Source organism: Mesorhizobium sp. WSM4823, from assembly GCF_055811195.1.
Genome location: NZ_JBVVQL010000007.1, coordinates 102435 through 115602, shown reverse-complemented (window position 1 = coordinate 115602; position 13168 = coordinate 102435). Strand labels below are relative to the sequence as shown.

General features: G+C 62.7%; 14 protein-coding genes. 12 read left to right on the top strand and 2 right to left on the bottom strand.

The genetic code is table 11. The features are described 5' to 3' along the window. The first annotated feature begins 62 nt into the window (after nucleotides 1-62). From AC0L26_RS19110 to AC0L26_RS19095, 4 genes are all read left to right on the top strand, one after another. Nucleotides 63-566 carry a cupredoxin domain-containing protein gene (locus AC0L26_RS19110; protein ID WP_354487370.1) on the top strand — a complete coding sequence of 168 codons (504 nt, stop codon included), beginning with the start codon at nucleotides 63-65 and terminating at the stop codon, nucleotides 564-566. 176 nt (nucleotides 567-742) lie between these two features. Continuing rightward, nucleotides 743-1495, top strand: a complete 753-nt coding sequence (locus AC0L26_RS19105; protein ID WP_473633947.1) for an ATP-binding cassette domain-containing protein — start codon at nucleotides 743-745, stop codon at nucleotides 1493-1495. 35 nt (nucleotides 1496-1530) lie between these two features. Continuing rightward, on the top strand, nucleotides 1531-2367 hold the full coding sequence (locus AC0L26_RS19100) for an ABC transporter permease (protein WP_473634121.1): 837 nt from the start codon (nucleotides 1531-1533) through the stop codon (nucleotides 2365-2367). Continuing rightward, complete coding sequence (locus tag AC0L26_RS19095) at nucleotides 2367-3002, top strand: hypothetical protein (RefSeq protein ID WP_473633946.1); 636 nt, start codon at nucleotides 2367-2369, stop codon at nucleotides 3000-3002. The genes AC0L26_RS19100 and AC0L26_RS19095 overlap by 1 nt, the downstream gene beginning before the upstream one ends. A gap of 27 nt (nucleotides 3003-3029) precedes the next feature. On the opposite strand, the gene AC0L26_RS19090 is transcribed toward AC0L26_RS19095, so the two are convergent. Further along, nucleotides 3030-3230, bottom strand: coding sequence for a hypothetical protein (locus AC0L26_RS19090; RefSeq protein WP_352931147.1), 201 nt, complete (start codon nucleotides 3228-3230; stop codon nucleotides 3030-3032). A 392-nt stretch (nucleotides 3231-3622) separates the two neighbouring features. On the opposite strand from AC0L26_RS19090, the gene AC0L26_RS19085 reads away from it, so the two are divergent. Continuing rightward, nucleotides 3623-3910: a GIY-YIG nuclease family protein gene (locus AC0L26_RS19085; RefSeq protein ID WP_123148570.1), complete on the top strand. Its 288-nt coding sequence runs from the start codon at nucleotides 3623-3625 to the stop codon at nucleotides 3908-3910. Between the two features lie 146 nt (nucleotides 3911-4056). Here AC0L26_RS19085 and AC0L26_RS19080 read toward each other — a convergent pair whose 3' ends face one another. After that, on the bottom strand, nucleotides 4057-5028 hold the full coding sequence (locus AC0L26_RS19080) for a LysR family transcriptional regulator (protein WP_473633945.1): 972 nt from the start codon (nucleotides 5026-5028) through the stop codon (nucleotides 4057-4059). A gap of 122 nt (nucleotides 5029-5150) precedes the next feature. Here AC0L26_RS19080 and AC0L26_RS19075 point away from each other — a divergent pair, with 122 nt between their 5' ends. The 7 genes from AC0L26_RS19075 to cbbX are packed head-to-tail and all read left to right on the top strand — an operon-like array spanning nucleotide 5151 to nucleotide 13146. Next, complete coding sequence (locus AC0L26_RS19075) at nucleotides 5151-6212, top strand: class 1 fructose-bisphosphatase (protein ID WP_473633944.1); 1062 nt, start codon at nucleotides 5151-5153, stop codon at nucleotides 6210-6212. A 5-nt stretch (nucleotides 6213-6217) separates the two neighbouring features. Next, nucleotides 6218-7090, top strand: coding sequence for a phosphoribulokinase (locus tag AC0L26_RS19070; protein ID WP_354487363.1), 873 nt, complete (start codon nucleotides 6218-6220; stop codon nucleotides 7088-7090). 10 nt (nucleotides 7091-7100) lie between these two features. Next, nucleotides 7101-9122: a transketolase gene (gene tkt, locus AC0L26_RS19065; RefSeq protein WP_473633943.1), complete on the top strand. Its 2022-nt coding sequence runs from the start codon at nucleotides 7101-7103 to the stop codon at nucleotides 9120-9122. A gap of 30 nt (nucleotides 9123-9152) precedes the next feature. Beyond that, the gene (gene fba / locus AC0L26_RS19060; protein WP_095489014.1) at nucleotides 9153-10232 is read left to right on the top strand and encodes a class II fructose-bisphosphate aldolase; all 1080 of its coding nucleotides are present in this window, start codon (nucleotides 9153-9155) and stop codon (nucleotides 10230-10232) included. 21 nt (nucleotides 10233-10253) lie between these two features. Continuing rightward, nucleotides 10254-11747, top strand: coding sequence for a ribulose-bisphosphate carboxylase large subunit (locus AC0L26_RS19055; RefSeq protein ID WP_473597607.1), 1494 nt, complete (start codon nucleotides 10254-10256; stop codon nucleotides 11745-11747). An 18-nt stretch (nucleotides 11748-11765) separates the two neighbouring features. Continuing rightward, nucleotides 11766-12200, top strand: a complete 435-nt coding sequence (locus AC0L26_RS19050; protein WP_473633942.1) for a ribulose bisphosphate carboxylase small subunit — start codon at nucleotides 11766-11768, stop codon at nucleotides 12198-12200. 7 nt (nucleotides 12201-12207) lie between these two features. Next, nucleotides 12208-13146 (top strand): CbbX protein, encoded by a 939-nt coding sequence (gene cbbX / locus AC0L26_RS19045; protein WP_352931135.1) that lies wholly within the window; start codon nucleotides 12208-12210, stop codon nucleotides 13144-13146. Nucleotides 13147-13168: the final 22 nt, after the last annotated feature.

The window sequence follows — 13168 nt, the reverse complement described above, 5'->3', positions numbered from 1 at the left end:
ACCCGATTGAATCAACCTAATTGAATCAAACAGACAGAAAAGCAGCAGAAGGGCAGGAAATCATGCGGAAATTTCGGGCAGTCGCTTTCGCGGCATTGGTGGGCATGGCACTCACGCAGGGCCAGGTCTGGGCGCAAGACAACGACGGCGATGACGATGACGCAGCAGCCGCCACGGCGACCAAAACAGAGGCCAGCCCCGAAGCCGAGAAGGCAACCCGGGCCAGCAAGGACGTGCCGGAACTTATCCTCGGCACCAAGGAAGACCAGTTCACCGCCAACCAGAAGGATTTCCAGCTGATCGCCGGCCAGGGCTATCGCTGGAAGATCACCGCGGCGGGCGGGCTGGAGTACAAGTTCCATACCGACCTGTTCCGCAATGTGTGGAACAACCAGATCGTCATCAACGATCTCGAAGTGCACATGAACGGCGCGCCCGCATGGCTCGAATTCGATGCCGACGGCACCATCCAGGTACAGTTCACCACGGTGCGACCCGGCATCTACACATGGTCGGTGCCCGACCTCGCCGACAAAGGCATGAAAGGCACGATCACGATCAAGTAGGATGACCGGAAAGCGGGGATCTGCGCGATCGGGCCGGTGCGCCAGAGTGTCGGTGGCGCCAGACTCCCGGTGCGCCAGACTTCCGGTGTGCCAGATTTTCGGTGTGCTAGACTATCCTCGACGACAAGGAGCGAGCCGGCGTGCAGCATGTGAGGACAAGCGGACCAGGAGATGGGGTGGCGGCGCTCGAAATTGCCGGTGTCGGCCATTCCTATGGTCTGAAGCGGGCGCTCGCCGACGTCTCGTTCTCGATCGCGCCGGCGACCTTCACCGTTCTTCTCGGCCTCAACGGCGCCGGCAAGACAACGCTGTTCTCGCTGATCAGCCATCTTTACGACACGCGCCGCGGATCGATCCGCATCTTCGGCCATGACGTCAGCCGCGCCTCGGGCGAAGCGCTCAGGCGTGTCGGCATCGTGTTCCAGGCCCGCACGCTCGACCTCGATCTCAGCGTCCACCAGAACCTCTCCTACCACGCCTCGCTGCATGGCATCGGCGGACGCGAGGCGCGGCAGCGCATCGCCGCGTTGCTCGACATAGTCGACATGCCGGGCCGCCAGCATGACAAGGCACGCAGTCTTTCCGGCGGCCAGATGCGGCGCATCGAGATCGCCAGGGCGCTGCTCCACCGCCCTGCCCTGCTGCTGCTCGACGAGGCGACCGTCGGTCTCGACATCCAGTCGCGCGCGGGCATTCTCGCCACCATCCGCAAGCTCGTCGAAACCGAGGGCATCGGCGTGCTGTGGGCGACGCACCTGATCGATGAGGTTGACGACGGCGACCATGTCGTCGTCTTGCGGCAGGGTGAGCTGGTCGCCAAGGGCAAGGTGGCCGATGTCGTCAGGACGAGCGGCGCCAATTCGATCCGCGACGCCTTTTCGAGGCTCAGCCGCATCGAGGCGGCCGGCGCCGCGGAGATATCGCCATGAGCGCTCCCGCAATGCCCGGAAAAGTCGCCGCCATCATGCCGGCGAAGTTCGAAAAATTCGGCCTTCGCCACTATCTCATCTGCCTCAAAGGCGTCGTCCTGCGGGAGTGCCTGCGTTTCCTGCATCAGCGCGAGCGCTTCATATCCTCGCTGGTTCGGCCGCTCATCTGGCTGTTCATTTTTGCAGCCGGATTCCGCCAGGTGCTCGGTGTATCGATCATCCCGCCCTACAAGACCTACGTGCTCTACGAGGTCTACATCACGCCGGGCCTGTGCGGCATGATCCTGCTGTTCTCGGGCATGCAGTCTTCGCTGTCGATGGTCTATGACCGCGAGATGGGCAATATGCGCACCCTGCTGGTCAGCCCCTTCCCACGCTGGTTCCTGCTGGTCTCTAAGATGCTCGCCGGCGTCGCCGTATCGATCGCTCAGGTCTACGCGTTCCTGATCGTTGCCTGGTTCTGGGGCGTCAAGGCGCCGCCGATCGGCTATCTCATGGTGCTGCCGGCGCTGTTCCTGTCGGGCATGATGCTTTGCGCGCTCGGCATGCTTTTGTCGTCGATGATCAAGCAGCTCGAAAACTTCGCCGGCATCATGAACTTCGTTATCTTTCCCGGCTATTTCGCCTCTCCGGCGCTCTATCCCTTGTGGCGTATCCAGGAGGCGAGCCCGCTTCTTTACAAGATCTGCCTCGCCAATCCGTTCACCTATGCCGTCGAACTGATTCGCTTCGCCTTTTACGGTCAGATTGACTGGCTGTCGCTGGGCGTCGTTGCCGGTTGCACGGTTCTGTTCCTTGCCGCCGCCATCATCGCCTACGACCCTTCGCGCGGCCTGATAAGCCGGAAACAGGATACGGGAGGAAATGCCTGATGGCACGAATGAGCCTTGTTCGCAGCCTGGCTGTGGCTGCCATGCTCGCGCCGAGCATGAACGCCAAGGCGGCGGCGAATAGCGATCCGGACTGGCCCTGCATACAGCGTAAGGTGCCGCAGCTCTCGCTCGGCCAGATCTGGAACGGGCCGGAGCTTCCTCCCGCGGCGAAGGATTTGTCGAAGGATCCCGCCGTTTCCGCTCTGGTCGCGGAGGTGGCGGCTCGGCGGTTGCCGATTGCCGAAGCCCAGAAGAAGATTAGGGATTTCGCCGCCGCGCTGCCGGTCGAGCAGCTTGCGCCGAAAATGGCGATGCTGGTGCAAGGCATGTTCGATCACATGGACACCGAGCGTTCGCACGTGATCTCAGGCATTGCCCGCTACGCCCACAAACAGCTCGAAATGGCCGCCGCCTTGCGCAAGGAAGCGTCCGACGTCGATGCGTTGCGGGCAAAGCCCAATGCGGATCCCGACGAGGTCGAGCGGCGAACCGAGCAGCTGAAATTCGCAACGCGAATTTTCAACGAACGGGTCCAATCGCTGACTTACGTCTGTGAGGTGCCGACGATAATCGAGCAGCGGCTTTATCAACTGTCCAAGGTCGTCTCGGAAACGCTCGCCGCGAAGAAGAAGTAGAACCTCATTCGATCTCCGCGGCGGATCTCACGATTCCCGGCCAGGCAGCACGCGCCAGCGCCGCACGAAATAACCGGGATGCGTCTCGATCCACTGGGCGACCAGCGGCTGCGCCTGCATGAAGGCGGTCCCAGGATTCATCGCCAGGCCGTCCACCATCTGTTCGCGTTGTTCGCAGCTCTGCGGCACATCCGTCAGGCAGACCATCATAACGAGCGTGTAAAGCATTACCCCTTTTCCCCATCGAATTCCCGAACCCGTGCCCGGGAGGTTTCCGAAATACCGACCAGTCTGCAGGGGTCGCACATACAGATCGCTTACGGGTGGAAAGGACGTGGCCCCTGTTCTTTCGCACTGCAACATAACACGTTCTTTTCGCACTGCAACATAACAGATCGCTTATCTAACCCCAACGATCTCCGGGCGTTTTCCAGTTCCAGAATGGCAGCTCCTGGTGCGTTGGCGACTAGCCCGCAGCAATCATACCTTCGTCATCCCAGGGCGGAGCAGGAACGAAGCGACGTCGCGGAGACCCTGGGATCCATGCCTTACCTCAGCCGAAGAATGCAGCGGCTCAGAACGACGCTTGTATCCGCAACGGCGCCAGCTACCCTTCCGCCATGACCGGCTATGCTTACATGACCGCAAGCCAGAAGCGCGGCACGATCTACATCGGCGTCACCAACGATCTCGGCCGCCGCTTGCCGGAGCACAAATCCGGCCAAGGCTCGCGCTTCACCAGCCGCTACGGTGTGCAGCGGCTGGTCTGGTACGAGGAGCATTTCGACATTCGAGATGCCATCCAGCGCGAGAAGTCGCTGAAGCGCTGGCCGCGCCAATGGAAGATCGAGCTGATCGAAAAGACCAACCCGGAGTGGTTCGAGCTTTTTCGCGGGACTGGGTGGTAGCGTTCGGTTCTGGTCCGCTGGAGCACTGCCGCGAGGTAACGGCATGGATCCCAGGGTCTGCGCCGCGTCGCTTCGCTCCTTGCTTCGCCCTGGGATGACGAAGGAGGGGATGTCTCGGCTAATCTCGTTCGTTGGTGATTTGCCGCTTACTGTGTCGAGGAACTCGCGCGACCCTTCGCGTTCGGCTCGTCGTGCGGATAGAGCTTGCCGAACAGGGGCAGGTACATCGCGCCCTTGCGCATCAGGAAATCGTGGAACGTTGCCATGGCCGGCGAGATCGCGTGATCGCTGCGCATTACCGAAAACCATTGCCGGCGGATCGGCATGCCGACGACGTCGAGGATGACCAGCCGGCCGGCTTCGGTTTCGGCGGCGATGGTGTGGGCTGAGATAAAGGCGATGCCGAGCCCGGCCATCACCGCCTGCTTGATCGTTTCGTTCGAGCCCATCTCGACGCCGAGATCGTCGATGCGGCCGGGCACGTCGCTCAGGAATATTTCCAGCGAGATGCGCGTGCCGGAGCCGGGCTCGCGAATGAGGAAATGCTCTTCGGCGATCCGCTCCTTGGATATCTCGCGGGCCGATGCCAGCGGATGGTCGGGCGGCGCGATGATGACCAGCGGGTGATCGCCGAAGACCGAGGCCCGCACCGGGACTTCCTTCGCCGGGCGTCCCATCAGCGCGATATCGATGTCGTGGTTCTTCAGCCTGTCGATGGTTTCGGCGCGGTTGCCGATGGCAAGCCGCATGTCGATGTCGGGATGGTCCTTCATGAAGCCGGCCATGAGCCGCGGAGCGAAATATTTGGCGGTGGAAACGACGCCGAGCCTCAAGCTGCCGATGCGCACGCCCTTGATTGCATCCATCTTGTCTTCGAGCAGGCGAAGCCGTTCTTCGATGGCCTGCGCCGTCTCGACGAAAGCCAGGCCTGCGGCAGTGGGACGCATGCCGTCCGAGGTCCGGTCGAACAAGGCCAGCTGGAACTCCTCCTCCACTTGCCGCAACTGGATTGTCACCGCTGGAGGAGACAGGCCTAACACCTTGGCTGCGCTGACGATTTTCCCGTGGCTGATGATCGCCTGGACGGTCTTGAATTGCTTGAGCGTGAGATTTCTCATACGGCATACTAAAATTTTTTTACTGCGAAAGTAAAGTTATTGAATTTTACTTATCCAAGACCGTTTGTTTTCATTCCCCAATCCGATCGGTCCGAGGAGATGCGGTTGGATGGGAGGTTACGATGCCAGCGGCAACGCTCGACGCTTTTCTGAATTCCTATCTCGGCCCACCGGACGAACTGCGCTCGGCAGTCGTAGCAACCATCCGTCAGCTGACGCAGGCCGCCACCAAGATCCGTAACACCATCAATCAAGGCGTGCTCGGCACCGCCTTTGCCGGGACCCGCGGCGCGAATGTCGACGGCGACATCCAGAAGGATCTCGACATCTTCGCCGACGACATCTTCCTCGACGCAATGCGCCACGCTCCGGTCGCGTTCTACGCCTCCGAGGAACTGGAACAGCCGGTCCTGCTCGATAGGCAGGCGCCTCTCGCCATCGCCATCGACCCGCTCGACGGCTCTTCCAACATCGACACCAACGTGTCGATCGGAACGATCTTCTCGCTCCTCCCTGCAACTGGCCTCCCTGCAACTGGCGCGCCGGACGGAAATCCGGCCGCCTCTTTTTTGCAGGCAGGCGTGAACCAGCTGGGCGCCGGCTTCTTCATCTACGGGCCGCAGCTGGCGCTGGTTCTGTCGCTCGGCAGCGGCACGCATGTCTTCGTTCTCTCGACCAGGCTCGGCACCTTCGTCCAGGCCTATGAGAGCCGGATCATCCCGCAGCGCACCCAGGAGTTCGCCATCAACGCCGCCAACTACCGGCATTGGGACGAGGCGGTGCGGCTCTACATCGACGATTGCCTCGAAGGCGTCGAAGGCCCACGAGAGAAGGATTTCAACATGCGCTGGATCGCCTCCCTGGTCGCCGACTGCTACCGCATACTGATGCGCGGCGGCGTGTTCCTGTACCCAGGCGACAAGCGCAAGGGTTACCGGCAGGGACGGCTGCGCCTCGTCTATGAGGCCAACCCGATCGCCTATCTCATCGAACAGGCGGCCGGAGCCGCCACCGATACGATCACTCGCATCCTCGAAATCGAACCCGAGAGCCTGCATCAGCGCGTGCCTGTCGTGTTCGGATCGGCGCGGGAAGTCGCGCGCATCACCCGCTATCACACCGAGCCCAGCGCCATCGGCGAGCGTGCGCCGCTGTTCAGCCGCCGCGGCCTGTTCAGGGCCTGAGCACCATGTCGGCAAAGCACCCCATCATCACCATCACCGGGTCGTCGGGCGCAGGCACCACTTCGGTCAAGCGCATCTTCGATCTGATCTTCCGGCGCGAGAATATCGAAGCCGCCTTCATCGAAGGCGATGCCTTTCACCGCTACGACCGCGCCACGATGAAGACAAAGGTGGCCGAGCAGGAAAAGGCCGGCAATCCGAACTTCACCCACTTCAATGCCGAAGCCAATGAGCTCGCAATCCTCGAAGAGGTGTTTGAGGAATATGGCCGCCGGGGAACCGGAAAGACCCGCACCTACATCCATGACGAGGACGAGGAGAAGCAGTACGGCACGCCGCCGGGACATTTTACCGAATGGCGCGAATTCCCGCCGAGCGACCTGCTCTTCTACGAGGGGCTGCATGGCTGCGTCGTCACCGACAAGATCAACCTGGCCAGGCACGCCGACCTCAAGATCGGCGTGGTGCCGGTCATAAATCTCGAATGGATCCAGAAGATCCACCGCGACCGCGCAACGCGCGGCTATTCCACCGAGGCGGTGATGGACGTGATCCTGCGGCGCATGCCGGACTATGTCCGCTACATCGTCCCGCAATTTTCGCAGACCGCCATCAACTTCCAGCGCGTGCCGATCGTCGACACGTCCAATCCATTCATCGCGCGCTGGATTCCGACGCCCGACGAATCGATGCTGGTCATCCGCTTCGCCAATCCGCGCGGCATCGATTTCCCCTACCTGCTTTCGATGATCCACGACTCGTTCATGTCGCGGCCGAATTCCATCGTGGTGCCAGGCAACAAGCTCGACCTTGCCATGCAGCTGATCCTGACGCCGCTCATCCTGCAATTGATCGAACGCAAGAACCGTGTGTCGTGAGGAGGACGCCATGAACAGCCAAGCCGCAGCTTTGAAGCCTGTCGCCGCCGTCTCGGAGCGCGACATGGCCAATGCCATTCGCGCACTGGCGATGGACAGCGTCCAAAAGGCCAATTCCGGCCATCCGGGCATGCCTATGGGCATGGCCGATGTCGCGACGGTACTGTTCAGCCGCTTCATCAACATCGATCCGTCGGCGCCCAACTGGCCCGATCGCGACCGCTTCGTGCTTTCGGCCGGGCACGGCTCGATGCTGCAATACGCGCTGCATTACCTGCTCGGCTTCGAAGACATGCCGATCGAGGAATTGCAGCGGTTTCGCCAGCTGGGCAGCCGCACCGCCGGACATCCCGAATATGGCCATGCGCTCGGCATCGAGACGACGACCGGCCCGCTCGGACAAGGCATTTCGACCGCCGTCGGCATGGCGCTGGCGGAGCGCATGCTTGCTGCCCGCCACGGCGCCGATCTCGTCGACCATTTCACCTACGTCATCGCCGGCGATGGCTGTCTGCAGGAAGGCATCAGCCACGAGGCGATCGACCTTGCCGGTCACCTGAAGCTCTCCCGGCTGATCGTTTTCTGGGACGACAACGCGATCTCGATCGACGGACCGACGTCGCTGTCGACATCGATGGACCAGCCGGCGCGGTTCAAGGCCGCCGGATGGCATGTCCAGTCGGTGGACGGTCACGACACGGAAGCCGTCGCTGCGGCAATCGAAGCGGCACAGCAGTCGGATCGGCCGTCCCTGATCGCCTGCCGCACGGTGATCGGCAAGGGCGCGCCCAATCTGGGCGGCTCGGAGAAGACGCATGGCGCACCGCTGGGCGATGCCGAGATCGCCGCGACGCGCGAGAACATCGGCTGGGCCTATGCGCCGTTCGAGGTGCCTGACGAAATCCTTTTCACCTGGCGCGAAATTGCCGAGCGCGGGCAAGCAGCGCGGCGCGCCTGGGAGCAGCGGCTTGCCGCCTCGCCGCGGCGTGAGGCCTTCGAGAGCGCGATCGCCGGCAACCTGCCCGACGCGGTCTTCGAAGCGCTCGGCGCCTTCCGCAAGGAGCATGCCGAGAAGGCGACCAAGGTCGCAACGCGAAAGGCCTCCGAAATGGCGCTCGGCGCAATCAACGCCGCAACCGACCTGACAGTCGGCGGCTCGGCCGATCTGACGCATTCGAACCTGACGATCACCAAGGGCATGGATCGCATAGCGCCTGATGAGTATGCCGGCCGCTACATCCACTACGGTATCCGCGAGCACGGCATGGCCGCGGCCATGAACGGCATCGCGCTGCATGGCGGCTTCGTGCCCTATGGCGGCACGTTCCTGTGCTTCGCCGACTATGCGCGCGGCGCGATGCGGCTCTCGGCGCTGATGGGCCAGCGCGTGATCTATGTGATGACGCATGATTCCATCGGTCTCGGCGAGGACGGCCCGACCCACCAGCCTATCGAGCACCTGGCAATGCTGCGGGCCACGCCGAACCTCAATGTCTTCCGTCCGGCCGACATCATCGAGACGGCCGAGTGCTGGGAACTGGCGCTGAAGAGCAAGAACCGCCCGAGCGTGCTGGTGCTCTCGCGCCAGAACCTGCCGATGCTGCGCCAATCACGCAGCAACGAGCCACATAGCGACGAGAACCAGACCAGCCGGGGCGCCTACATCCTGCGCGAGCCGGCCGAGCACCGCGCCGTGACGCTGATCGCCACCGGTTCGGAAGTCGAGATCGCCATTGCCGCCGCCGAACGGCTGGAGACCGAGCACGGCGTCGCCGCCGCGGTCGTCTCGATGCCGTGCTGGGAGCTTTTCGAGGAACAGGATGCGGACACCCGCAAGGCCGTCCTCGGCTCGGCGCCGCGCATTGCCATCGAAGCCGCAGCACGGCTCGGCTGGGACCGCTGGATCGGCGACACCGGCGCTTTCGTCGGCATGGCGGGTTTCGGCGCCAGCGCCCCTGCCCCGGATCTCTACCGGCATTTCGACATTACGCCCGAAGCCGTCGCCGCAGCGGCGCTGAAGCTCATCATCTAGCCCAACTTCCGCAGCTAAGAGGACCCGACAATGGCCCGCATCACCCTTCGCCAGCTTCTCGACCATGCCGCCGAGCATGGCTACGGCGTTCCGGCATTCAACATCAACAACATGGAACAAGGCCTCGCCATCATGGAGGCCGCCAAGGCCTGCGACGCGCCGGTCATCATCCAGGCCTCGCGCGGCGCCCGCTCCTATGCCAACGACATCATGCTGGCCAAGATGATGGAGGCGTTGACCGAAATGCATCCGGCCATTCCGCTCTGCATCCATCAGGATCACGGCAACAACGAAGCCACCTGTCTTTCGGCGATCCGCCACGGCTTCACCTCGGTGATGATGGACGGGTCATTGATGGCGGACGCCAAGACGCCGGCGAGCTACGATTACAACGTCGCCATCACCGAGCGTGTCGCCCGCATGGCGCATTGGGTCGGCGCGTCCGTCGAAGGCGAGCTCGGCGTGCTCGGCTCGCTGGAAACCGGCCAGGGCGAGGCCGAGGACGGCCACGGCGCCGAAGGTGCGCTTTCCCACGACCAGCTTTTGACCGATCCCGATCAGGCGGTCGACTTCGTCACCGCCACCCAGGTCGACGCGCTGGCGATCGCCTGCGGGACCTCGCACGGCGCCTACAAATTCAGCCGCAAGCCCGACGGCGGCATTCTCGCCATGCAGGTGATCGAGGCGATCCACGAAAAGCTGCCCAACACGCATCTGGTCATGCATGGCTCTTCTTCGGTACCGCAGGAATTGCAGGACATCATCAACAAATATGGCGGCGAGATGCCCCAGACCTTTGGCGTTCCGGTCGAGGAGATCGAGCGCGGCATCCGCTACGGCGTGCGCAAGGTCAACATCGACACCGATTGCCGTATGGCCATGGCCGGGCAGTTCCGCCGTGTCGCGACGGAGGACCCGCGCGAATTCGATCCGCGCAAATTCCTGAAACCCGCCATGGACGCCTTGCGCGATCTCTGCCGCGATCGCTTCGAGCGCTTCGGCACCGCGGGCAACGCTTCGAAGATCAGGGTTATCGCCATGGACGAGATGGCCAAACGTTACGCCGCGGGAAAGCTCGACCCGCAAATCGCAACCGCGAAAGCCGCCTGAGCGGCAAACAGGAGACCTGTCATGAACAAGATCGACATGCCGTCAGCGGGCACGCTCAAGGAAGGCAAGGAACGCTACAAGTCGGGCGTCATCCCCTACAAGAAGATGGGCTATTGGGAGCCGGACTACCGGCCCAAGGAAACCGACCTGATCGCCATGTTTCGGATAACGCCGCAGCCCGGCGTCGACCACGAGGAGGCGGCCGCCGCCATCGCCGGTGAATCCTCGACCGCGACATGGACCGTGGTTTGGACCGACAGGCTGACCGCCTGCGAGCTCTACCGCGCCAAGGCGTTCAGATCCGAGCCGGTGCCGAACACTGGTCCCGGCACCAAGACCGAGCAGCAGTACTTCGCCTATATCGCCTACGACCTCGACCTGTTCGAGCCGGGCTCGATCGCCAACCTGACGGCATCGATCATCGGCAACGTGTTCGGCTTCAAGGCGGTCAAGGCCTTGCGGCTCGAGGACATGCGCATCCCGGTGGCTTACCTCAAGACCTTCCAGGGCCCGGCGACCGGCATCGTGGTGGAGCGCGAGCGGCTCGACAAGTTCGGCCGGCCGCTGCTCGGCGCGACGACGAAGCCGAAGCTTGGGCTGTCAGGCCGCAACTACGGCCGCGTCGTCTACGAGGCGCTGAAGGGCGGCCTCGACTTCGTCAAGGACGACGAGAACATCAACTCGCAGCCCTTCATGCACTGGCGCGACCGATTCCTCTACTGCATGGAGGCGGTGAACAAGGCGTCGGCCGCCACCGGTGAGGTCAAGGGCCATTATCTCAACGTCACCGCCGGCACGATGGAGGAGATGTACGAGCGCGCCGAGTTTGCAAAACAGCTTGGCTCCTGCATCGTCATGATCGACCTGGTCATCGGCTACACGGCGATCCAGTCGATGGCCAAGTGGGCACGCCGCAACGACATGATCCTGCACCTGCACCGCGCCGGCAACTCGACCTATTCGCGCCAGAAGAACCACGGCATGAATTTTCGCGTCATCTGCAAATGGATGCGGATGGCCGGCGTCGATCACATCCATGCCGGCACGGTGGTCGGCAAGCTGGAAGGCGACCCGCTGATGATCAAGGGTTTTTATGACACGCTGCGCGAGGAGCGCACGCCGCAGAACCTCGAAACCGGGCTGTTCTTCGATCAGGAGTGGGCCTCGCTCAACAAGGTGATGCCCGTCGCCTCGGGCGGCATCCATGCCGGCCAGATGCACCAGTTGATCCATTATCTCGGCGAGGACGTCATCCTGCAGTTCGGCGGCGGCACGATCGGCCATCCGGACGGCATCCAGGCCGGCGCGACGGCCAATCGCGTCGCGTTGGAGGCGATGATCCTCGCCCGCAACGAGGGCCGCGACTATCTGCGCGAAGGGACCAAAATCCTCGAACAGGCGGCCAGATGGTGCACGCCGCTGAAGGCGGCCCTGGAGACCTGGAAGGACGTCACCTTCAACTACGAATCGACCGACACGGCCGACTTCGTGCCAACCGCAACGCCCAGCTTCTAGACGAAAGGAACCGTCGCCATGATGACCAATCCGGGAAACAAGGTCACGCAGGGACAGTTTTCGTTCCTGCCCGACCTGACCGATGAGCAGATTTCGGCGCAGATCAAATACGCGCTGAAAAACAACTGGGCGGTCAGCGTCGAGTACACGGACGATCCGCATCCGCGAAACACCTATTGGGAAATGTACGGCAACCCGATGTTCGACCTGAAGGACCCGGCGGGCATCCTGCTTGAAGTCAACAATTGCCGGAAAGCCATGCCCAACATGTATGTTCGGGTCACCGCCTTCGATTCGACCAAGGGCTGGGAAGCGCCGCGCATGTCGTTCATCGTCAACCGGCCGCCCAACGAACCCGGCTTCCGGCTGCTGCGCCAGGAGCGCGACGGCCGCAGCCAGGGCTATTCGATCGTGCCTTATGCGACCGACAGGCCCGAAGGCGAGTGGAGCTAGGCGAACCATGCTGGACGCGATAGCAAAGGGCGCTGCCGCGCAGGACGAATCTGTCGATCTGCAGGCCGAGTTCGAGGCGTCCAACATCGACGAGGTGATGGACAAGCTCGACCGCGAACTCGTTGGCCTGAAGCCGGTCAAGACCCGCATCCGCGAGATCGCGGCGCTGCTCCTGGTCGACCGGCTTCGTCGCAAGTTCGGGCTGACCTCGGGCGCGCCGACGCTGCACATGAACTTTACGGGAAATCCCGGCACCGGAAAGACCACCGTGGCGCTGAGGATGGCCGAAATCCTGCATCGTCTCGGCTATGTCCGCGAAGGCCACATGGTCGCGGTGACGCGAGACGATCTCGTCGGCCAGTATGTCGGCCACACCGCGCCGAAGACTCGCGAAGTGATCAAGCGCGCCATGGGCGGGGTGCTTTTCATCGACGAGGCCTACTACCTCTACAAGCCCGAGAACGAACGCGACTACGGCCAGGAATCGATCGAAATCCTGCTGCAATGCATGGAGAACAACCGTGACGACCTGGTTGTGATCCTTGCCGGCTACAAGGACAAGATGGACCGCTTCTTCGATAGCAATCCCGGCATGCGCTCGCGCATCGCCCACCACCTCGACTTTCCCGACTACGGCGTCGGCGAGCTCAAATCGATCGCCGAGATCATGCTGGCGGAACAGAATTACCGTCTCAGCGAGGCGGCGGCCAAGGCGCTCGAAGAGTATCTCCCGATCCGCATGCGGCTGCCGCATTTCTCCAACGCTCGCTCGGTCCGCAACGGGCTCGACCGGGCGCGGCTTCGCCAGGCCAACCGGCTTTTCGCGTCGCGCGACCGGGCGTTGACGAAGACCGATCTTATCACCATTGAAGAATCCGATATTCGCGGCAGCCGCGTGTTCGCGGAAGGCAAGCTCGAAGGCGAACCGGAGACGAAGGCGCGCTGACAAGACGACGCCGGTTGGCGTG